The following is a 22,862-nucleotide window of genomic DNA, read 5'->3' as shown; positions in this document are numbered from 1 at the left end:
GTCCCCTTCATTAATTACTCCCTTTAATTCTTTCAGACATAACCGAAAATAAAAATTTCGGAAGTACAAGTTGTCTCTTTAACCGTTTCGGCTGTGAGAGTAGCCTATACAGCCATTCGGTTCCAGTATCCCTCATAATTTTCGGTGCTCTTTTTACAGTACCAGATATTATATCGATCATGCCTCCAATACCAATAGATAGCGGAACGTTTAATGTTTGTATGTTTTCATAGATGAATTCTTCTTGTTTTGGTGAACCTAGTCCTACTAGCAATAAATGCGGCTTGAATTGCTTAATTTTTATTTTTACTTCTTCTATTTCTTCAACATTTACAAATCCATGCTGTCCTTTAAACTGTGCTCCTGGGAACTGCTCATTTAATTTTAATAATGCCTTTTTATTACTTTCTGGTGCGGCTCCAAAAAGAAAGACACGGTATCCATTGTCATTACAATATTTTATTAAATCATGAGTGATATCTGCCCCAGTAACACGTTCTTTCAAAGTTCCCTTCAATATTTTCGAGCCAATTATGACGCCAATCCCATCCGCTGTTATTAGATCCGCAGATAGTAACATCTTTTTAAACTGCTTTGATTTTTCTGTGGTCTCCTTTGCAGACATAACAATTTCAGGATTTGCAGTTACTACAAACCTTGGTTTCTCTTGTTGTTCATGTAGCCAACCTTTTAATAAACTTATAGCTTTTGCGTATTCTAAAGTTGAAAAAGGTATTCCTTTTATAAGCTGGTAATCCACTATACTCTCCCCTTACGTAAGCTGCAAATATTCATCGATATCTTTAGAAATTTGTTTAAAAGCTTTATCCCAAAATTCATAGCTTGTTATATCTATTTCAAAATGTTTTTTCATAAGCTCTTCCACTGGAGCTTTTCCTGTTTCTCGTAAAAACTCTTTATATTTCGAATGAAAAGTACTTTTAGTTTCTTGAGCCATCTCTAATAAACTAAAACTAGCTAAATAGCCAAATGTGTATGGATAATTATAAAAAGGAATATCTGCTATATAAAACTGAACATATTTCATCCAAACAAACGGCTGATATTCTGATAATGCATTCCCATATGCTTTTTCTTGCGCTGCTATAGATAACTTCTCAATTTCATCAGCACTTACAGAACTTTCTTTACACTTTTCATAAAAATTCTTCTCAAATTCAAACGATGCTCGAATCGCCATTACATAATTAAAACTGTTTCTTATTTTCCAACTAAGCAATGACTTTTTCATATCTATACTATCTGTTGTTTGAATTAGATAATTTATGAGCACGGTTTCAAAGAAAATAGATGCTGATTCTGCTGTACTCATTGGCAGGTAATCATCTAAAAATGAAGTAGATTGTTCCAAACTCATAACATAAAAATGCCAAGCATGTCCTAATTCATGAGCAAGTACTCTTACACTATCAATTGTTCCATCATAACGCATTGAAATACGGGATTCTTTTTCACTGAAAAAAGGAGCACAAAACCCACCTGGTGGTTTATTATCTCTCGGTTCAGCATCTACCCATCCATTTGCTATTGCATTCTGTGCGAACTGTGCCAATTCTTCATCTATATTTTTTAGTGCATCATATATGTTTTTTACTGCTACTGAAAAAGGAATAATAGCCTCATTATTTTCTTTTACTGTCATAAGTTCATGCCATGTAATGGAAGCTTTCCTTTTCTTATACACGTTTAAAGCACTTATTAATAACTCGAATACTTCTAATCTTTCCTTTTCATTATCACTATTCATTGCAATATTATTTGCTTGTCCAAAGGATAATTGTTTTTCATTGTGCTCTATTTCTATCCTATTCCTTAATTGTATGTACATACTTTCCCACGCATTAAGTTCATCTTTTATTAATCCATTGTTACTATTATTGGAAGTTTCCACTTCATTTTGTTGTATTAAATGCTGCACTTCACTTTTTAGTTCTTTTACTTTCACTGTCAATAAAGCAATTTCAGATGCAACACTTTCTTCAGCAGATCGGCAATACAAATAGTATTCTGCTTTTTCAATAGCTTGTATAAGTTTTGAAAGAATCACTACATCTTTTGTCACATAATATTGTTCTTTCAAACCCAATATTGGAGTTAGAATATCCTCAATTGGATACAATCGATCTAAATCCCACCTAGCAATTTCGTGCATTTTTATAGCCGCCCCCTATTTTTACAAATAGTTACAGATGTTCTCCCTACACAATTATATAAGAAATGGTAAAATTTTAACATCTTTAAATATTTAGATTTCTAAAAGCGAAGTCTTATTGATATTCTTTACTTCCGTTAATGAAACACACATAGCATAAGCACATGAATGCTACGGCTACTGGAATCAGTATTACTCCTCCAATAAAAGGGTAAACAACTACACAACATGTAAAAGCTACTATAGAAAAAATTTTACCTAACCTATTCTTTATTAATTTCATTCCAGCCGCAGTACCGACTATATATGTAACAATTCCTAACGAATTCGGTATTAAAACAATTTTATCTATGCTAATATGGAAAACGAAACTTATTAACAAACCTATTATTGCAATAAAACCTACAACTTTTACTGCATTTGTTGGTGTTTCTCTTTTTTTATTAATATGTGCTAAATACCGCGGTGCAACTTCTTCTTTTCCTAATGAATAACCTAAGCGTCCCATACTTGCAATAAATGCATTTGTTGTCCCTAAACAAATGATAAAAGCTACAAATCCAATTAACCATGCAAATTGATCGCCTAATGTTTGCTTAATTACAAGCACGAGAGCTGTAGTATTATCAGCATTTATATGATAGGATTTCGTTCCAATTACTGATAATGCAATACCAATATATAAAACTCCAATAATAACAATCGCAACCCCCGTAGATAAAATAATATTTCTTTTTCTAGGTGTTTTAAATTCTGGAGCTAAACTTGCAATAGCTTCCCAACCGAAAAAAGACCAAAAAATTAATAAAGATGCATCTAAAATTGAATTTACTTCTTGCATACAAATATGTACATTTATATTGTTCATTTCAATATAAGGTAGCGAACTGATAATTGTTACGATTAAGATAAATAAAGTTAATACACCAATACATATTTGAAATAATCCACTCATTTTTAACCCGTATAAATTGAAACCAATTGAAATACTTAAAATAATAAGCGCTATAACGTACGATAAATGTGATGATAAAGCAAACACTTTCACTATATACATTCCACCAGTCATTGAGACAACGATTTGCCCAACGCTACCCGCAATAAAAAAACACCAGCCTATAATAGCACCTATATTTTTACCGAAAGCCTTTTCTGAAAAAGTAGCAATTCCACCTGCACTCGGATGCTCAATCGATAAAAAAGCGAATGTGAATGCAAGTGGAATACTAAGTAATATCATAACAAGCCAAGAAACAAGCGCATTCCCTTCTGCTACACTTGCTGTCATACCAGGTAATATAAGAATTCCCGATCCTAAAACCGCTCCGACGTATAAGGCTGTTCCTTTTGTAATAGAAATTGTTTCATCAAAATGATTAGACATTACATGCACCTCCATTTATATTTTAATTATAGAAAGTTATCAGTCTATTCAATATACAAAAGTGTATGTAATTTAACATGAGATTTTATATTATGTATTTATTTCAGAAATTTACTTTCAATTTTGCAAAGGAGCATAATTCATGGATGAAATTGATAAGAAAATAACGCTATTACTACAAGAAGATGCCAGAATGACAATTACAGAAATGACCGAACACTTACACCTCAGCCGCCCTAGTGTTACAGAAAGACTAAAGAGATTACAAGATACTGGAATACTTGAGAAATATACGGCTCGGATATCATTAGATGCAGTTGGAAAATCAATTCAAGCATTTTTAAGAATCGAAAATTTAAAGATTCCCTGCAAAAAATTTGAGGAGAAAATATACGAAGAACATAGAATACTTGAATGTCACCGGGTGACAGGTGAAAGTAGCTATTACTTAAGAGTAGCGGTTCACTCAATGAAAGAATTAGAGGAATTAATTGATATCGTTATACCATTTGGTACAGTAAAAACTTCGATGATTTTATCTTCACCGATACCTTATCGACCAGTAATTATAGAATAGTAATAAAAAGAGGCTATCCAAAAGGTATAAAATACCCTACTCTTTTGGATAACCCTTTACAATTTATAAGAATTTTGGCTAAACTTCTTTATAAATCCATTTTATTTTCAACTGATATTTTATAAAATTTCGCAGATAATTTATAAGAGCGATTTTCATTATAAAAGTTACCTAATTCATAGGATAATTCAGCAACTAAACGCTGTTGGTTTTTTTCTACTCCTACTTCAATTGCTTTTTGCATATTTTTTTCATATTCATAATAATCTCCACGTATTTTGAATACTTTAGCTTTCAAACCATATAGTTGGACATATGCAATTGGTACGTCATAAATCGATAAAAAATGAAATGCTTCATTCATAACTTTATTAACATTTTTCCAATCTTTAAGTTCTATGTAAATCTCCAACATGTTTCGTAACGCATAAACTTTTTGATCTTTCTGTGATAAAAATTCACTTAATTCCAAAGTTTTTTCGTAGTATTTAATGGCATTCGTATAGTCTTTCAAACCTTGATAAATTTTCCCGTAATCATAAGAAATTATAGGTAAATACTTTGAATCACCATTAATAGCCAAACTTTTTTCTACTTGCTGTAAAATTTCAAGTGCCTTTTCATATAACTCATCCATAATATACAATATTGCAAGCATTAAAAGTGTATTTATTACGTTTTTCTGCATACCATTTTTTCTGTATACGTTGTAAGTTTTTAAGGCATACAAACGACTAATACTTTTATCTTTATAAAGCTCCTTATATACATGACATAAATTATAGTATATATGACCATGTTGTTCAGTTTCTTCTACACCAAGTAAACTCTCTGCCTGTACATAAATATCATGCGCAGCAATGTAGTCTTGTTTATTATAAAAATATAAACCTCGAGCTTTTAAGTAATAAATATAATCTTCTGGATCTTGTAGTTCGACCTGACTTGGTATCATTTGCGAAGCTTGATCTATAAGCGACTTTACATGCAAAACGTTTTTTTGTCGGGCATGATAGTATATAAGTACACCATATACCTTTAGTAATAAATGGATTGAATCCACTTCACGAACGTATAATTCTAACAAAGATAAGTCAGCTTCTGTAATACTTTTATCTTTTTTATATTTATTACATATTTTAAGAATAGTAAGCTTTATCTCCTCGTAATTGCCATCTATGAGAAAATCGCAATCAACACCCAGCTTCTTAGAAACTTGTTTTAAAAAAGAAGATGATGGTTTGATTTTCCCACTCTCAATTCTACTTAAATAGGTTACTGAGCATATTTCTGATACGAGCTCCCCCTGTGTCAATCCTTTATGCATACGAACTTGCCGAATACGTTCCCCTATTTCCATCTTTTTCTCTCACTAATTAACCATTTCATGCTTTTTACTAATTAAGTCATTATGTATCTACATATTTTTCATACTAAATAAAATATACAATTTCACAAATGTAAAAAAATGTATCATTCATTTTAATTTTACATTCATATTATGATTATTTCTAGATAGCTTGTTAAATTTAATGGTTTAAATTTAAGGTTTTTGCCCACTTTTTTCATACAATTTTACTACTTGTTATTAACAAGGACAGCGCCATATACTTGAATTACGATAAACTTAATGAAAAGGATTTAACTACATGTAAACTATCATTCTTAAAATAGATCGAATGGTTAATTATATTTACCTAGTACATGGAAGACATCTATTGTAAATGAAAATAAATTAAGTGAGCTCAATAGATGAATTATCAATATCACATCCTAGAAATTAGTTTATCGAATTATTTAGTAAATATGAAAGGATGACAAATATGATTGTAAAAACAAAAAAAGATTCAACACGAAAAATGGCAAGATATGTTGGAGGCGCTGCTACTCTTTTATTGCTAGCATCCTTCCTTTATCAGTGGAACAATGGTTTAGTAGTTGATGATACTGAAACATTTGGTTTCATACTAGCCTTCACTGGTTTCCTATCTACCTTCATACCTACTAAAAAGAAAGTTACTAACTAAAATAAAATTACATATTTTTCATCCGCATAAAACAATTATATTAGAATTAAAAAAGGATTGATCAAAAGATCAATCCTTTACTCTACTTCATTTAAGAAAAATAACGTTATAACGCCAGGTCCTGTATGTGCTCCAATTGCTGCACCAATTGTATTTACGATAAATACTTCACAGCCAAATCTATCCGTAATTAATACTTTTAATGCTTCAGCTGTTTCTAAGTCGTCACCATGAGTCATAGCGATTGTTTGACCTTTAAGGTCTTTTCCGCGCTCTTCCATAATATCTACAATTCGGCCAAGGACTTTCTTTTTCCCACGTACCTTTTCAAGTGGTACAAGCTTTCCTTCTTCTACGTTTAAGATCGGCTTAATGTTTAGTAACCCACCGATAAAACCTGCTACTTTACTTAAACGTCCACCTCTAACAAGGTACTGCAAGTCAGCTACAGTGAAGATATGTTCCATATGATTCATTAGAAAATCAACACGTTTTAAAATATCTTCTTTTGATGCGCCGTCTTTCGCCATTTTAGCAGCTTCTAAAACGACAAGCCCTTGACCAAGCGAAGCACATTTTGTATCGATAATTTCTAAATCTAAATCAGCATAAGTTTCTTTCACTTCTTCTTTAATAACAACTGACGATTGATATGTACCAGACAGTTCAGATGAAAAAGCTAAATATATACAAGGATTACCTTCTTTTGCATAAGAAACAAATTTTTCTTGGAAAGTTTCAAGTGAAGGCAATGACGTTCTATAAACTGCGCCTTCTCTCATTTTTTGCAATAATGTAACTGACTCTAATGTAACTCCATCTAAATACTCTGTTTCTGCTTCATCATATACACGGAGTGGAATTAAATCAATATCATATGCTTGCAGCAATTCTACCGGTAAATCCGCCGCACTATCCGTAATGATTTTAACACCCATTTTTAAACCTCTATTCTGTTATAAATATAAAAAATATAAAATAAAAATAGTACTTTTAAATTATATACGTAAAACTTAAATGAAGAAAGGAAAAGACTTTATATTGTATGCACTATTCTTCAAAACTTGAACAGTAATTGGAAATCATGCGATTCCAACTACTTTTTTCCTGATATTATATTCAATATAATGAAAATAACGCAAGTTTTCCAAAGGAGGATGCATATGAGTATTCAACTAGCTACATCTAATGACCTAGAATGGATTAATAATCAATATGAATCGATAGGATTTGTACAAAGTGATTTAGAGAGAGATAAAGTTGCAATCATTACATACAACAATGAGTATGCAGGTGTTGGACGATTAGTCCAACTAGATGAAAATACTTTAGAAATGGGTGGGATTTTTATTCTCCCTCAATTTAGAGGTCTACAATTAGCTAAGAAACTTGTTTCATTCTTAGTACAGACTGCGAAAGCATTAGAAATACAAAACGTATTTTGTATTCCTTTTGAAGAACTAGAAAGTTTTTATAAAACATATGGCTTTATTGATGTTGATATGACGAAAGAAGTTGTCCATCCAATTATTCTAAAAAAATATAATTGGTGTTTAGAAAATTATGATAAACATGTATTACTATTCAAGTTGAGAGTCTTGTAAAAAAGAAGTGAATACACTTTATTTTACACATCAGTTTATAGCAAGTAATTATCAATTTTTTTATTAAATTCTTAAATCAAACCACATATAATCCAAATTTTATGTCTGTTTTTAATAAGTGTTAGTAAGTTTGTTTTCAAACATGTTAGCACTTATTTTTTCATAGACCTAAATAGATTCATATAATAAAGTAACTATCCCCGTTAGCAAAAATTAGTCTTCATAAATATTACACTGAATTTATTGAGGGAAAACCATTTGTAGCATTTAGGGAATATATTCATTTTTATTTCATTCGTACTTGTACTTCCTGTTCTTGTATTACTTGAACGACTAATTCCAGTACAATATTTTGCATTAATTGATACATATTATTATGAAATGTACTTTGTTCTGATATGTATTCAATACATTGATAAATATAGCCTTCTACAAATAAGCTCCCTTTTTCAACTGTAAATGTATTTTGTCCATTTTTTATTACTTTTGGCACTAAGAATTCAGTTTTTGTCAAAACAATCTCCTGTTCCACCTCTTTTATTCCTATGACTTTTTCTTTAAATACAACTTTTTCTCGTAAAATAATTTCACCTTTATATTTTCCTATTTCTATTGGTAGCTTGGCTGTTATAACATTATTTACTTCTCCTTCATTTTTACCCTCTAATATTATGCTATGTATAGGGGTCCATGAAGATGTCTCTACCTTATTCTCTTCAATATTCCCTATGACTTTTTTATTATATAATTCCATAAGCACTCTCTTTTCATGAAGATTAAAAGAAACTATTTCACAATAAGCCTCCGAATGATACTGTTGTACTGTAGTTAATAACTTAGAATCTAATTCACGCCTACCTACATCTTTTTCATTTTGAAAAACAAACGCTTCTTGATTTTTTATGTTTATTTTTGGAAATACTTTAAAACTAGACACTTCAGAAATAATAGAAAATGGTGTTTTCACTACCATTGAACGCACTGATGGTTCTATTTGTGATTCAGATGTTGCATTTTCTTTCTTTACTTCAGATACTTCCTTTTCTTTCTTTACTTTAGATACTTCTTCTTCTTTCTTTACTTCAGATACTTCCTTTTCTTTCTTTACTTCAGATACTTCTTCTTCTTTCTTTACTTCAGATACTTCCTCTTCTTTCTTTACTTCAGATACTTCCTCTTCTTTCTTTACTTCAGATACTTCTTCTTCTTTCTTTACTTCAGATACTTCTTCTTCTTTCTTTACTTCAGATACTTCTTCTTCTTTCTTTACTTCAGATACTTCCTCTTCTTTCTTTACTTCGAATACTTCCTCTTCTTTCTTTACTTCAGATACTCCCTCTTCTTTCTTTACTTCAGATACTTCTTCTTCTTTCTTTACTATTCTTTCTCGTGAATTATCTTGTTTATTCAGATTTTTATACTTGTGAATTTCATCCCATAGCACCTTACCAATCCATGGCTTATTCATCACCATCCCCCCATCTAATAAAATTCAGGAAAATATGTTATTTTACACGTATTCATTTTCATCATTATATATGTTTTATAATAATAAAAAAGACATTGTCTTTTTATCAAAGACAATGCTTTTTTAGTTTTATACTTGTACTTGTTGTACTTGTAAAACTTTTAAAGTAAGATCCAGTACAATTTTTTCACGAAGAGTATCAAATGGTTCGTTTAGGTCTGTTGGACAAGGTGAAAAGTCTAATTCAAAAAATTGAGCGCTGACTAATTCGCAATACGGTTGTTCATTATAAAAAACTGTATTTTCGAAGAAGTATTTGTCTAAACGTGGTAGATCACCATTTTTAGGATTAATAAAATGAGAAGTAGTATCTGAGGAAGCAGCCACTATAGCCTGTGATAGAAAATCACCAGCTGTTAAATCAGCAAAACCAGAAAATGGAACATTAGCAATGCGGTCATATAGCACTCCATTACACTCGTCATTTGCATATTCAATGTTTTTACGAATATATCCTTGTACAAATAACTTTGCTCTTGTAACTCGGCGGTAAGGTGTACCTGGTACTGGAGTAAATGCTACAGGAACTAACTTACATTGTGTTAAAAATGCATTTTTTAAGATTCGTTTAATTTCAACTGCTGGAGGATCTAATGAAATATCAGATTCTACAACAATTTGAATCGTTCTTTCTGCTAATACAACTGGTATTTTTACAATTGGTGCTCCTGGAGTAGTAATTGGCGTTGCAGGTGCATCACTTAATGGTGTTTGAGTTTGTCCTGCTACCTGACATGGTACATTAATTGGGCATTGTTCACTCATATTTTATAATCTCCTTTATAAAAAAATTAGAGTTTTTTAACTCTCTTTACTGTATATGTACTTTTTCTATTAATGCGTGGGTTTGTATCATAGTCACTTTTATCATTTGCAAATAAAGATTGTATTCTATCTTTAATATTCAAATACACACAGTTTAATATAATTAGTTTTTATGAATACTTACCTATTTAAAAAATTCTTAACTATTATCGCGGAAAAATACCATAATATGTTGATTAAGTTCAATAGTAAAAAAGATAACCATATTTTCGAAGAAACTTTCAAAAATCTATTCTTAAATTTATTAAGACAAATAAAATTAATTTTGTTAATTTCTTCATTCCATAATATCTATGCAACAGCAAATTAATATTGGATGCACCTTATTGTTAAAAAATAAAAACCGACTTTTTCAAGTCGATTTTTATACCCAATTTGTAATTTTAAAAAAGAGTAATTAACACGAATTTTATAGGATTTTCTAGACTTTTTCTGTTGTACAATTGTACAAATTCATTCATTTACCTATTATCCACAAAATAAGCATCATACGCCTTATCAAAAACATATCCTAGCTTTTCTGCTAGTTTAGCAGACGTAGTATTCGCTGCATCCCAATTTGGATATATCCCTTTTTCTAAACAATCCAAGATTAACGCCGCACTAACTATAGTTGCTAACCCTTTTCTTCTATGATTGTGATCAGTCGCCACTTCAATTTCAATGCCATTATCATAAATACTATACGATGATGCTCCACATACAACTTCATCTTTATATAAAATGCTATAACCTATACCTCGGTTTATATAATCTTCCATCGTTTGAAATTGACTTGTAAAATCTTCAGAGACCTTATGTAATGTGGGAATATTTACGATATGTTCATCTATTTTTTGTAACTCGTATCCTTTTGGAAGCGCTGATATGAAAGATTGTAATTTTGAATGATTAAAAACTTCCGCATTCCGTTTGAATTTATAGCGTAAAAACTTATCTATTTTTCTTTCGTAACATGTTTCTAAACGCTTTTTCCACTCTTCACTATTTACGATTACTAACATTCTATCAGGAATGTTACGTACTAATTCTTCAGTTTCTTTCGCATTCGAATCACCAGCGTAAAATGTAAAGATCCCTACCGTAACTTGCGCTACTGTTGGATTTTCAAGATCATTTACCCAAGCAGTACCCATATGTCCTTGTAAATAAGAAAGTAAAACAACGTTATTGAAATCTTCGAACATAGTAACTAATTTTTCTCTTGTATGTATATTCGCTTCATATATCATTTACATTCCTGCTTTCTTTAGAATCAATGTACCCCTACTTTTTTCATAAGTCCTTTTATTCTACATATAAGCAAATGTCTACTAAAATCCATATAATTATAAATTATTCATAAATATAAAATTATTATAACATCTAATCAAAAAAGTGAAATTTTCTTTTTCAATTTTAAAACATACATCTTTACATCTAAATAAAGCCTATTTATTGAAAAACTTTTTCACATATACCAAACTCATCTAAATAACTGTAAGATTAATTTATAAATAGACTTTTTAAGGGGGATTATAAAATGTCTGATTTCTATTCTCGTCTTTCAAAAAGTGATGCCGCTGTTCTTCTAGTGGATCATCAAACTGGGCTTATTTCTAGCCTAGTGCGTGACTATGGTGTTGATGAGTTCAAAAACAATGTTTTAGCACTTGCTAACACCGCTAAGTTTTTTGATTTACCGGTTATTTTAACAACTAGCTTCGAAGATGGTCCTAATGGCCCACTCATGCAAGAATTAATTGAATTTTTTCCAAATGCGCCTAAAATAGCGCGTCCTGGACAAATTAACGCATGGGACAATGATGAATTTGTAGAAGCTATTGAAGCAACAGGGAAAAAACAGCTAATAATCGCTGGCGTAGTTACTGATGTTTGTGTTGCATTCCCAGCGCTATCTGCTGTAAATGCAGGGTATGAAGTGTTTGTTGCAACTGATGCATCTGGAACTTTTAATAAACAAGTCGCTGATGCCGCTCTTATGCGTATGGCTCATGGAGGAGTCCAACTAATGAATTGGTTTAGCGTTGCAGCTGAATTACAGCGTGACTGGCGAAATGATGTTGAAGGCTTTGGAGCTTTACTAGCTAAGCATCTTCCAAGTTATCAAAATATCATCGGAAGCTATATGGGAGCTCAAAAAGAATTTAGTAAATAACACAATCATTAATTAATCTTGATAAAGGTTACCAACAACTATTTACATAGTTAAAAAGGGCTACTTCAATAGTCCTTTTCTTATTTACTTTACTAACATTCATATTAACAAAGCTATTTTTTTCGTTAATACAATCCAATTCGTATATGTAAAAACCCCTCATTATTTTGCATGAGGGTTAATCAATCTAAATACGTTATATCTCTTTCTTAGAAGTAAAGGATTCTGTAGCACCATTTTTATATATTTTAGTCAACTTAATTACTGACTTGTACGTATTATTGTCATTTATTATCATCTTTCTCATCTCTTCTATTTCAACATTACCTGTTCCACTCTCGATTTTCAAACAGTTCGATATGTTAAGGTATCCACTCGATGCGAAAAGAATAATAAACGTAAGATCAGGGAAATTAATGAATAGTATTCCAAACTTTAATGGATTCGTAGCCGTATCAGATATAACTAATCGAAAGTTTAATAGTTCAGGCACTTGAACAAAATCTTTAGAAACTATCGCTTCACCTATTATAGTAATTTGCTTTACGACATTCCCAAGTTCATCTATAAATTCAGTACAACTAGGTGCATCAATTGTTTTTGCTTGCAGTGATAAATTCAATTCTGGATTGTGAAAGTCAAAAAAGAGTGTACTTCCCTCGGTTAAACATTTCGGACAAACATTTCCAAGTAAACTAAAATCCTCTTCAATAAATTTAACTTTCGTTTTACAACTACAAACTTTTCCTATTCGAATTGCATCAATCCTAGAGCAATCTACAAAAGTAACCTCATTGTCCTCTTGTACGAAGGATACGATACCATTCCTCTTATTAAATGAAAGAAAATAAGATACAACAATTTCGTTTCCGGCGATTACAATACTCTCAACTTTTGTAAAAGGCTCTAGACTTCGTAAAAATTCACAAATACTATTTTGGCAGCATTGATAATTTCGTTTCGGCTCACAACCCACTTACACTCCATCCCTTCCCTATATGTTTTATCTAATACATATAATATGAACGGAGTATAAAAAAGCTTGGACAATATAACTTTAACTCAGGAATATAGGTACTTACTTATCACATTAATAATGAAATTACGCCAATAATGAGTAATAGCACATAAATTTCCCTATAAATACATATAACAATTTCATCTTTCATGAAAAAAACGTTATAATAAGGTGTAGCCTCTACGATTACGTTATAAAGGAGAATAAAACAATGGCTAAAATTAAAGTATACCAAGCAAAAGAAGAAAATATGGATGCAGTAAAGAACATCATTGATGTTGAGGAACAAAACCCAACTGCTGAAAACTTACAAAATCTATATGCATGTGTATTAGAAACAGAAGATATGGCATTGCCTGAATCATACATTGAAGAAGATATCTTAATTGATTCTATGGAAGTGATGGTTAACGCTTCTCAAAACAAACTAAGAGACTTAGGTGCATACGATGTAATCGAAGTTCAAAACAAAGGTAAGAAAACACAAATTTTATTATTAGCAGACGAAGAATACGAAATTATCGAAGGCTAATCTAAATCCGTACATACGAAAAAGCTCCTTTCCAATTGGAAAGGAGCTTTTTCAATTGGAAAGGAGCTTTTTCATTACGCTTTTGATGTTTCACTCTTTTTATTCGTTTGTTTTTTCTTAATTACCATACGCTCATTTCCCATAAAGAAAATAAATATGAATGCTAGACCTGCTGGTACTAATGCCCACATAAATGTTTGAACAATGGAGCTAGAAAGAGCGTCAATAATTTTATCTAATATTTGCGGTGGGATTTGAGATCTTGCCGATGCTGATAGAATAGCTCTTGAATCTCCTAAAGCGTTTGTATTCATTCCTCCGCTCATACCTTTAAAAGCTTCTTCTAATTGATCTTGGAAACCTGTTCTTTGAATCATTCCGAAGATTGTAATACCTAGTGTCATTCCTAATGAACGAATGAAATTACTCGTTGAAGTTGCAGATCCACGCTGTTCCATACCGAAGTTGTGAATAGCTGCCATACTTAGTACAGAGAATGAGAAACCTACTCCAAATCCAATGATAATCATATAAACCGTTAATAATATTCGACTTGTTTCTGGCGTTAATGTGCTTAATAAGAATAGTCCAATTAGCATAATAACAGCAGAAATAATCATAATGTTTCGGTAGCTAAGCTTCGTCGTTAAAAATCCACCTAACTGCGCTGTTACGACTGATCCTAACATCATCGGTAAAAGTAATAATCCCGAATTTGTTGCGCTACCGCCATATACACCTTGAATAAATAACGGAATATATACAGTTGCGGACATAAACGCAGCGCCGTAACATAATGCAATAATGGTACTCATTCCGAATAAACGTTGTTTAAACATTTCAAATGAAATGATTGGTTCTTCTACTTTACGTTCAATAAAAATAAATGCAATAATTAAAATAGCGAATCCGCCAAATAAACTTAAAATAAAGCTAGAATCCCAGTCATACTTTTGTCCACCAAGTTCGAGCGCAAACATTAACGAAACTACTGCACCAACTAAAGTAATTGCGCCAAACCAATCAATTTTTTGCTTTCTATGAACTCGTGACTCTTTATAAAAGAATGTAATAAAAATAAGTGCTAAAACGCCAAGCGGTAAGTTAATATAAAACACCCAGTGCCAACTAATATAATCCGTAATATATGCGCCAAGTAATGGCCCGAAAATACTTGATAAACCAAATACTGCTCCGAATAGTCCACCCATTTTCCCACGCTTTTCAGGAGGGAAAATATCAAAAACGATAGTAAACGCGATCGGCACTAATGCCCCGCCCCCAATACCTTGAATGGCACGGTAAATACCTAACTGTGTAATATTTTCAGCAGTACCACAAAGTGCCGAACCAATCATAAAGACGATTAATCCAAAAATAAAGAATCTCTTTCTACCATACATATCTGATAGTTTACCGAAAATCGGCATACCCGCCATTTCTGCGACCATATAGGCAGAAACGACCCATACAAAGTTTTCAAGGCCTCCTAAGTCACCAACAATCGTTCCCATCGCTGTTACGACAATGGTATTATCCATTGATGCCATTAAAATACCTAGCAATAAGCCCGCCACAACAAATCCAAGCTTATTATTCTTCTCAACCATAACCGTGCTCTCCCTCGTACTACTTATATTTGTTTATGTTCTTTTACGACTGCATTACCCTTTTGATTAAAACTAGTATGATATTCTACAACACTAATTTCACAACCAGGGCCAATTGTAACGTTGTTTCCTCTCACTACTTCAGCAATCGTATGTTCTAAATATATATCATCTCCTTCAACAATTGAAGTTTGGAGGTTTCCAACATGACTAATAAAAGGAAGAAATCTCGCTTTTTTACGAATCGTAATTTTTTTACCACCAATTTCTCTTACCTTACTTCCTTCATAGCGAAGTGAGATTTGAATATTTTCAGCATTTAGTAATCCATCACTTTCAAGACCACCAGTTAATGATAAATGTTCTACTTCAATATCTCCCTTCACATTTAAGGCACCTTTTACATCGACAAAATCACCTGAAAACTTTCCTGCAATATCTATCATACCTCTAACTTTTGTTTTTTCAATATGTGCATCACCATAAATTTGTGTATTACCATATACTTTTACATATTCCGCATCTACATTTCCTTGTACTTCGCTATCTCCATACACAACATAATTTTTCACTTTCATATCACCGCGTACATCACTCGTGCCATATGTTTTAAATTCATTACAACTCATATCATTCGTAATTGTTCCTTCACCGCGAATCTTCACTTTATTATAATCTCCGCCTGCTGAATTACCGGAACCATTTACTGTGAGACTATGTAGATGTTCCATATTACTTACTCCCTCCCATTAAACCTGCTTAATTTCTTTTACATTTGCGCTTTTATCAACGGTAAGCACACCGGTATATTCAATGAGTTCAATCTCACAGTTCGGTCCTACTGTAACATTATTTCCTCTTACCGTTCTTATGTGAGCATAATCAATATCGATATTGTCACCTTCAAGCAGCTCAGCTTCTAACTGCAAGCCAAATACTGTTTTAAATAGCCTACTAAATGTACCTGATCTATGTCTTACTTTAATCGTTTGACCACCAATTTCTTTCGCTCGACATGTACCGTGAATATTAATATTTATTTCATCTGCGCTTAATAATCCGCCAATTGTAAATTGTCCTTCTGAAGAAAAAGTATCTACTTCACAATTACCGTCAATTGTCGCTTGACCATTGACTTTAAATTCTTCACCAGTGACATTTCCACCTATCGTACCTTTTCCTGCAATTTTCAAACTGTTTGCCTTTACATTTTGCGTAATTGTTGCTTTTCCATCAATTCGCATCGTTTCAGCATGAACTGTGCCATCGACTTTACCTGATCCGCTAATTCGCGCACTACTACTTTTCAAATCGCCTGTAACTGCACCGTAACCGTTACATTCAAATTGCTCACATTCAACATTTCCATGCACAGTTCCTTTTCCGTTTAATTGCACTTTATGAAACTCGCCGCCATTCGATGAACCGTAACCATTTATAATCAAATTATCTGTACGCATACTTTTTCCTCCACTACAACAGTTTCTTTTTTAATGCTTCTGTATATTTCATAATCGCTTCGCTTAAAACGATTTTGGTGCCTTTTTCAAAAATTAAATCGTCCACGTTTGAAACTAATAAACATGTAGAAATCCCTAACTTTCGGACAATGATTAAGTCACAAGTTTTATGTTTAATTGCTTCATAATTTTCACGTAAAACTTGCAAGACCATTTTTCCTTCTTCTAAACTAATCTCTCCCGATTGTAGTAATTCTTCTAACATGTACACATAAAGAATATCTACAAATTGAAACTCTGTTGTTTTATTCGTTTGTTCTATGAAGAATTGTAGAACTGTTTCTGATGCAATCTCCTTACGTAAAATGTCTTCCTTTGTTAAAAGAATTTCTCTCACACTCGGTGAAAACATATTCGCTAGTTCATCAAGTGATAGATCCTCTTTCATCGTTTGGATTTTATCAATACGCTCTAATATCTTTTCTTTCGGAAAAAATGTCTCTTGACCCGTGAACGTTGACTTTCGTACAAACCAATCTTCCGGTATTAAATTTTTTCTTTTCCACCTATATAACTGTCCGTATGAAATACCAGTTAGTTCTAATAAATCTTTTTTTGAAATTAAATCTGTACTCAACTGTATAACACTCCTTCCTGATAACAATGTAACATAACACTGTTACGCTGTAAATGCCCTTTTACCAGAAGTAGCGTAACAATGTGTAAAACAAACCTGTTTCACACACAAAAATAGGGTTCTCACGCATCCTATAAAATACGTAAAAACCCTTATACATCAACATGTAAACCATATCTCATAAAAATCAATCCACCCTTGTGAATTAATCATTATATTTTGTACTTTTTCGTGAGAAGTTACTTGTTGTTTGTTACGGTATAAAGGAATAATATGAATTTGACGTAACAAAGTGTCTTCAATATTGCGTAACAATGTAACTCTTTGCTCTAATTGTTCTTGTTTAAAATACTGGAACAATGTTTTATGAAAGTCCATGCTACTTTGCCCATGAATAAAACTATTTTTTGTAAGAAACATATATAGCAGACTATCTTCTATTCTTTCGCTAATCGTTGCACTATCATGCATCATATCAGCTTTTTGTATCGTACTTATTTCCAATAGCTCTTCTACTTCAAGAAAATTATTTTCTACACGAATCCCGTACTTCGCACACTCTTTTTGTATCCATTGTGCATCTTCAACATGATCTCGCCCTGTAAATGTGTAGAGTTGTAGCACTTCATTATGATACGTACTACTTTTAATTAAACTTTCTATATCTTGTTCAATCTCTACTATACTTTCCCCTGCTAATATTAGTTTCTTTGCCACTTCTCCACGCTCTCCGCCAAGTTCTTGAACGATTGTATGACCATGAATAATTTTATATAGCGCCTTTCGAAACAGCCCATCTTGCATTGGGCCTTCTTTTACAAGATTACACGTTACATATGTCACGTTCGATTCAAGCCGAGACAACTCTTTAATAGGCTTTTCTTTATCTTTATACTTCGCCTTTACTAACACGTCATACGTGTTTACATTTTTCTCTACATTCAATAGTTCAATTCGGTCAAGAAAAGGTCTTTCACGATAATATAGATCATGTACTCCTAAAACAAATAAATGTGCATTCTTTTCGCATAATTTAAAAGGGCCTGTTCCAATGAGGTTTCCCGCTTCATCTTCATTTACGATAGAACACTGTTCTGCACTTAGCATATGTAAGAACATCCTATTTTCCGTATATAATTGAATTTCAACAACATATTCATCTTTTGCACGAAAACTTTCAACGTGGTGTAACATCCATGCATGTGGGTTGTTTTCAGCTTTCATAAATCGATTCAATGAATGTATAACATGATGTGCAGTAAGTCGTTTTCCATTATGAAGGTGAACACCTTTTCGTAAATAAAAAGTCCATATCTTTTCAGCGTCATTATATTCCCAGTGAAAAGCAATCTTTGGCTCTATACAATTTGTTTCCTCATTAATATATACAAGTGTATCAAAAATATGTTTAACCATATGACATTCGGAACGCATCGTAGCGTAAACCGGATCTAAAGCAATATCTAGATTCATTTGTACTTGTAAACGAAGGACATCTCTTCTCCCTTCGGATGTCCTTTCTATTTGATGACCAAATATTGAATCCACCCAAGCCACATACTCTTTTCTTACTAACGGAAATTGTGAGCTGTAGCGTTCCACAAATGAGATTCCACTTTTCACATCCCCTTTTTTCGTTAGTTCTTTTCCTCTCTCTAAAATTAATGTCATCGGTTGCTTTTGAAATATTAATTTAGAACAATTTCCTCTCCCGCGCCCTGGAAACCAAGCAATCCAACGTAGTTCTTCTAATTTTTTTATTATTAATTTACTATTACGCTCCGTACAAAATAATGTTTCTGCTATCATTTTTACTGTTACTTCTAATTGTTCTCCTTCTTGTCTCTCTTTACCATAGGCACACCATAGTTCAATATATTGATCTAAAATAAACATCATAATCCCCCTAAAAGGTGAAAAATAGCCCCTTTTGTTTCTACCCTTTTTCCATTTATCCCCTTTTTTCATTTCTCCTTTCATCTTATCATTTCAATATAGAAAGGAGGAATTAATATTGAACAATCTCTTACTACGTTATAATAAACCCATTATTATTAGAATTTTTGGTGAATTATTAACCCGAACGACTGAATCTATGTTAGCTCTCATTATGATTATTTACGTTAATAAAATGTTAAACGGTAATATAATAATCACTATGCTCATTTTTGGACTACAACCTCTTTCAGACATTGTATTTACACTTATTGCTGGAGGAATTACTGATAAATATGGGCGAAAGAAAATTATGTTACTCGGTTTATTGTTGCAAGGCGTTGCAATCGGCAGCTTCGTCTTTGCTCAATCTGTTTTTATATTTGCTTTGCTATACGTCATAAATGGGGTTGGTCGTTCCTTATATATTCCCGCTCAACGTGCACAAATTGCTGATTTAACAGAACAAAAACAGCAAGCAGAAATTTTTGCTCTTCTGCATACGATGGCTGCAATTGGTTCCGTAATCGGTCCAATAATTGGTGCTATCTTTTATCATACTCACCCTGAATATTTATTTATAATGCAAAGCATTACACTTATGATATATGCAGTAGTTGTATGGACGCATCTTCCAGAAACTGCTCCAGTACTTACAACACCAAAGCAAAAACTTGAAGTATCATCTCCAAAACAATTTATACACAAACATTACGCCGTTTTAGGACTTATGATTACTACACTTCCTATTAGTTTTTTTATGCACAAACCGAGACAAATTATCGCATTTTCGCCAAACATATATTTCCGGATTTCGTATTCATACTCGCTTTTATTTCAACATGCAAAGCTATTATGGAAATCTTCCTGCAAGTTTTCCTTGTGAAATGGTCTGAACGATTTTCTATGGCGAAAAGTATTCTTATTTCTTACACTTGCTATACGATAGCTGCAATTGGCTACGGGCTTTCAGCAACAATCTCGTCACTATTTTTCACATTACTCTTTTTAGTCATTGGGGAGAGTATTGCTTTAAACCATTTACTTCGATTCGTTTCAGAAATCGCTCCTACAGATAAACGTGGATTGTATTTTTCAATTTACGGGTTACATTGGGATATAGCTCGAACGTGCGGTCCTGTACTTGGTGCGGTTTTATTAAGTAAACTAAACGGTAGTATGCTATTTTATATTTGTGCTTGTTTCTTAATAATTGGGGGCATTATTCAAGCTCTTTTTATCCAAAATTTAGAACAGAAGAAAAGAAGCAATTCAAAAAAATACTTTAAAGCATCACCATCGCATTTTATAAGAGGTACTTGCTTATTTACAGTAAACTAAAAAAGATGTCACATAGTCATCGATTATGACTTTTGTGACATCCTCTTTTTTATTACCCTGCCATTTTATTAATGCTATCCTCTGGCGAAAATACCGAAATATGATTTACCTTACCAGTCGATTTTGGAATAATGAATTTTAACTCAAACTGATTGTTTACTTTATATACATATATTTTGTCTTCCCCATTTACTTTAACTGAAGCTGGTTTTCCTAATGCTTTCTCTATTTCTTGTAATGTAATTGATTTTAGTTCTGCATGATAGGAGCGTACATCAAAAACTTGTGATCCTTTATTAAAACCGAAGGAAACATTTTTATTTGTAAAAGTTGCATACATTCCGTTACCTGCTTGTTCCGTTGTATCTGCTTTCCCCCAAGTTTTTTCTATTTCTTCAATATCTCCTGTATGTGCTGCGAACGGAACGTTAGGTACTTTTCCTTCTTTCGCTAGTTCGAACAAATCTTTAACGTGGTTAATTGATTTTTGATTTATTACTGTATCTTTGGTGCTTGAATCTGTGTTTGGTTTTGTTGATCTTTCATTATTTGATTTTGCATCAGGTTCTTTCTTTTCTTCAGTAGAATTATTCTGTTCGTTTTTACTATTTTCCGATGTTTGGTTTGTTTCTTTTTTTTCGTCTGTCCCTTTACATGCTGCTAATGCAACTATGCATGTAAAAGCGAGAAATAACATACTTATCTTTACATACACTTTCATACATTTCAGCCCCTTATTATAATCTTATTTATTTCGATAACCAATTTATTACACTACTTTTTAAATTGTGTTTGTTCCAAAAAGTAAATACTTCACTCTCACCCAATGTTTGTACAACATATTCTACAAAAGCTGTTCCTAAAAAATAACCGAGTCGGTTGTATCCAAAATACTGTCCGCCAGATAACCGAAACCACTCTTTCTCTTTTTCAAACGTCCATCCTTCTATATAATCTTCCAAAAAACGATTCTTTATTTGTTTTTCATTTTCTATATAACATTGTAACCAACGTTCTCCATCATTGTTATATGAGTAATACACTGATTCATTTAAACCTTTCATAATTTGCTTTGATAAATAGGTTGCAACACCTTCGCGATACAAATTAACTGTCGCATCGGCCCACTCAGCTTTCCCCCAGTCCATTCCATCATTTTGTAACATAACATTATGATATATATGTCCTATTTCGTGAGCGACAATAACGCGAAGATGATTCGAATCTGGAGATAATTTTTCTGCCGCAAAAAATATATCTCCAATAATTTCTCTCTCTACAAATGCATTAGAGCCAAATCCTCCAACGAATATATGATATGTTAAGTCTATATTAAAACCAAATTGGATGTAATAACTCTTACTAACCTCTTGAATAATTCGTGGTAAAGTTTCCGAAATAATATGTATATCTTCTAGTTTTGCCAGATATTTTTCAATCGCACTACAAAGACGCTCTTCCGTCTTAGGGCAGTGAAATTTAAAATACTCTTTAAATATTTCTGGGTACCTATTATAATATTTATTCAAGTCACATAATCCTATATCATTGCTTTCCAAAAGCTTTAAAAAGCTTGGAATTGTATTGTTAATCATCTTATTCATCCCCTTGTGTATACCTTCTTTCCTTATTTATTACATTCCTTCTACTTTAACTTATAAATAACGGTCACCAAATTCACTTTAAATAAAAAAATGAAAGATGTCGCTACACAAAAAAGTTCTTTATTAAATAATAGTATAAAAACCACATTTTAATAAAAAACTTTTACATTACATCGTTATATACAATTATTAAAATTATTTTTTGCACGGTATGCAGTAGAAAATAAATTTGTTTTTCTGAATACAAATTGATATTTCGCTTCATTTCTGTACTATTAAAGATGTTAATAAGCATATAATCCACATAAAAATTTTTCTAATTTCTTTTATCGTACTAAATAATACAAATGACCTACATTAGTTTATTTGCTTCTTAGAAAACGAATTTTTTCTATTCATATTACGCAAGAAAGTGAAAAATTAAAGGAGAAGTTTTGAAATTCAATCCT

General features: G+C 32.0%; 21 protein-coding genes and 1 pseudogene. 6 read left to right on the top strand and 16 right to left on the bottom strand.

Going from position 1 to position 22,862, the window contains the following annotated elements:
• Positions 1–10: 10 nt before the first annotated feature.
• From QCI44_RS13830 to QCI44_RS13820, 3 genes are all read right to left on the bottom strand, one after another.
• Positions 11–760 carry a WecB/TagA/CpsF family glycosyltransferase gene (locus tag QCI44_RS13830; RefSeq protein WP_000386252.1) on the bottom strand — a complete coding sequence of 250 codons (750 nt, stop codon included), beginning with the start codon at positions 758–760 and terminating at the stop codon, positions 11–13.
• Between the two features lie 12 nt (positions 761–772).
• Complete coding sequence (locus tag QCI44_RS13825) at positions 773–2,173, bottom strand: M3 family metallopeptidase (protein ID WP_353811205.1); 1,401 nt, start codon at positions 2,171–2,173, stop codon at positions 773–775.
• A 115-nt stretch (positions 2,174–2,288) separates the two neighbouring features.
• Complete coding sequence (locus tag QCI44_RS13820; RefSeq protein ID WP_016087489.1) at positions 2,289–3,557, bottom strand: APC family permease; 1,269 nt, start codon at positions 3,555–3,557, stop codon at positions 2,289–2,291.
• A 142-nt stretch (positions 3,558–3,699) separates the two neighbouring features.
• On the opposite strand from QCI44_RS13820, the gene QCI44_RS13815 reads away from it, so the two are divergent.
• On the top strand, positions 3,700–4,134 hold the full coding sequence (locus QCI44_RS13815) for an Lrp/AsnC family transcriptional regulator (RefSeq protein ID WP_016087488.1): 435 nt from the start codon (positions 3,700–3,702) through the stop codon (positions 4,132–4,134).
• An 88-nt stretch (positions 4,135–4,222) separates the two neighbouring features.
• Here QCI44_RS13815 and QCI44_RS13810 read toward each other — a convergent pair whose 3' ends face one another.
• Complete coding sequence (locus QCI44_RS13810; RefSeq protein WP_098486475.1) at positions 4,223–5,494, bottom strand: helix-turn-helix domain-containing protein; 1,272 nt, start codon at positions 5,492–5,494, stop codon at positions 4,223–4,225.
• 463 nt (positions 5,495–5,957) lie between these two features.
• Between QCI44_RS13810 and QCI44_RS13805 the strand changes: the two genes are divergently transcribed.
• The gene (locus QCI44_RS13805; RefSeq protein ID WP_002189898.1) at positions 5,958–6,161 is read left to right on the top strand and encodes a hypothetical protein; all 204 of its coding nucleotides are present in this window, start codon (positions 5,958–5,960) and stop codon (positions 6,159–6,161) included.
• Between the two features lie 77 nt (positions 6,162–6,238).
• Here QCI44_RS13805 and QCI44_RS13800 read toward each other — a convergent pair whose 3' ends face one another.
• Entirely contained in the window at positions 6,239–7,099 is an 861-nt protein-coding gene (locus QCI44_RS13800; RefSeq protein ID WP_016134736.1) for a DegV family protein, read from the bottom strand.
• A 225-nt stretch (positions 7,100–7,324) separates the two neighbouring features.
• Here QCI44_RS13800 and QCI44_RS13795 point away from each other — a divergent pair, with 225 nt between their 5' ends.
• On the top strand, positions 7,325–7,765 hold the full coding sequence (locus QCI44_RS13795; protein ID WP_016087484.1) for a GNAT family N-acetyltransferase: 441 nt from the start codon (positions 7,325–7,327) through the stop codon (positions 7,763–7,765).
• 286 nt (positions 7,766–8,051) lie between these two features.
• Here QCI44_RS13795 and QCI44_RS13790 read toward each other — a convergent pair whose 3' ends face one another.
• The 3 genes from QCI44_RS13790 to QCI44_RS13780 all read right to left on the bottom strand — a co-directional run bounded on the left by QCI44_RS13790 (position 8,052) and on the right by QCI44_RS13780 (position 11,350).
• Complete coding sequence (locus QCI44_RS13790) at positions 8,052–9,233, bottom strand: BC_2427 family protein (protein ID WP_353811204.1); 1,182 nt, start codon at positions 9,231–9,233, stop codon at positions 8,052–8,054.
• 129 nt (positions 9,234–9,362) lie between these two features.
• Positions 9,363–10,058, bottom strand: a complete 696-nt coding sequence (locus tag QCI44_RS13785; RefSeq protein ID WP_016087482.1) for a CsxC family protein — start codon at positions 10,056–10,058, stop codon at positions 9,363–9,365.
• A 521-nt stretch (positions 10,059–10,579) separates the two neighbouring features.
• On the bottom strand, positions 10,580–11,350 hold the full coding sequence (locus QCI44_RS13780) for a GNAT family N-acetyltransferase (RefSeq protein ID WP_016087481.1): 771 nt from the start codon (positions 11,348–11,350) through the stop codon (positions 10,580–10,582).
• 290 nt (positions 11,351–11,640) lie between these two features.
• On the opposite strand from QCI44_RS13780, the gene ycaC reads away from it, so the two are divergent.
• Positions 11,641–12,276 (top strand): isochorismate family cysteine hydrolase YcaC, encoded by a 636-nt coding sequence (ycaC, locus tag QCI44_RS13775; protein ID WP_016087480.1) that lies wholly within the window; start codon positions 11,641–11,643, stop codon positions 12,274–12,276.
• 196 nt (positions 12,277–12,472) lie between these two features.
• Here the strand turns inward: ycaC and QCI44_RS13770 are convergent, their stop codons facing one another.
• Positions 12,473–13,252 carry a BC_2878 family exosporium-associated protein gene (locus tag QCI44_RS13770; RefSeq protein WP_016087479.1) on the bottom strand — a complete coding sequence of 260 codons (780 nt, stop codon included), beginning with the start codon at positions 13,250–13,252 and terminating at the stop codon, positions 12,473–12,475.
• Between the two features lie 253 nt (positions 13,253–13,505).
• On the opposite strand from QCI44_RS13770, the gene QCI44_RS13765 reads away from it, so the two are divergent.
• On the top strand, positions 13,506–13,826 hold the full coding sequence (locus tag QCI44_RS13765) for a hypothetical protein (RefSeq protein WP_001062728.1): 321 nt from the start codon (positions 13,506–13,508) through the stop codon (positions 13,824–13,826).
• A gap of 74 nt (positions 13,827–13,900) precedes the next feature.
• On the opposite strand, the gene QCI44_RS13760 is transcribed toward QCI44_RS13765, so the two are convergent.
• The 5 genes from QCI44_RS13760 to QCI44_RS13740 all read right to left on the bottom strand — a co-directional run bounded on the left by QCI44_RS13760 (position 13,901) and on the right by QCI44_RS13740 (position 19,429).
• Positions 13,901–15,436, bottom strand: a complete 1,536-nt coding sequence (locus QCI44_RS13760; RefSeq protein WP_353811203.1) for an MDR family MFS transporter — start codon at positions 15,434–15,436, stop codon at positions 13,901–13,903.
• A gap of 23 nt (positions 15,437–15,459) precedes the next feature.
• On the bottom strand, positions 15,460–16,167 hold the full coding sequence (locus QCI44_RS13755; RefSeq protein ID WP_016087477.1) for a hypothetical protein: 708 nt from the start codon (positions 16,165–16,167) through the stop codon (positions 15,460–15,462).
• Between the two features lie 18 nt (positions 16,168–16,185).
• Positions 16,186–16,896 carry a bactofilin family protein gene (locus QCI44_RS13750; RefSeq protein WP_016134738.1) on the bottom strand — a complete coding sequence of 237 codons (711 nt, stop codon included), beginning with the start codon at positions 16,894–16,896 and terminating at the stop codon, positions 16,186–16,188.
• Positions 16,897–16,909: 13 nt separating this feature from the next.
• Positions 16,910–17,533, bottom strand: coding sequence for a YhbD family protein (locus QCI44_RS13745; protein ID WP_116363392.1), 624 nt, complete (start codon positions 17,531–17,533; stop codon positions 16,910–16,912).
• A gap of 159 nt (positions 17,534–17,692) precedes the next feature.
• Positions 17,693–19,429 carry an ABC transporter substrate-binding protein gene (locus tag QCI44_RS13740; RefSeq protein ID WP_098486852.1) on the bottom strand — a complete coding sequence of 579 codons (1,737 nt, stop codon included), beginning with the start codon at positions 19,427–19,429 and terminating at the stop codon, positions 17,693–17,695.
• Positions 19,430–19,547: 118 nt separating this feature from the next.
• Between QCI44_RS13740 and QCI44_RS13735 the strand changes: the two are divergent.
• Positions 19,548–20,780 (top strand): annotated as a pseudogene (locus tag QCI44_RS13735) (MDR family MFS transporter).
• Between the two features lie 81 nt (positions 20,781–20,861).
• Here QCI44_RS13735 and QCI44_RS13730 read toward each other — a convergent pair.
• Together QCI44_RS13730 and QCI44_RS13725 are read right to left on the bottom strand one after the other, a co-directional pair.
• Positions 20,862–21,530: a YjgB family protein gene (locus QCI44_RS13730; RefSeq protein ID WP_116363391.1), complete on the bottom strand. Its 669-nt coding sequence runs from the start codon at positions 21,528–21,530 to the stop codon at positions 20,862–20,864.
• Between the two features lie 28 nt (positions 21,531–21,558).
• Positions 21,559–22,404 carry a DUF5700 domain-containing putative Zn-dependent protease gene (locus tag QCI44_RS13725; RefSeq protein WP_016134739.1) on the bottom strand — a complete coding sequence of 282 codons (846 nt, stop codon included), beginning with the start codon at positions 22,402–22,404 and terminating at the stop codon, positions 21,559–21,561.
• Positions 22,405–22,862: the final 458 nt, after the last annotated feature.

Origin of the sequence: Bacillus cereus group sp. RP37 (assembly GCF_040459695.1) — a bacterium.
Taxonomy (GTDB): domain Bacteria; phylum Bacillota; class Bacilli; order Bacillales; family Bacillaceae_G; genus Bacillus_A.
Note: the sequence above shows the minus strand (reverse complement) of the source record. Positions and strands in the feature narration are given on the sequence as shown.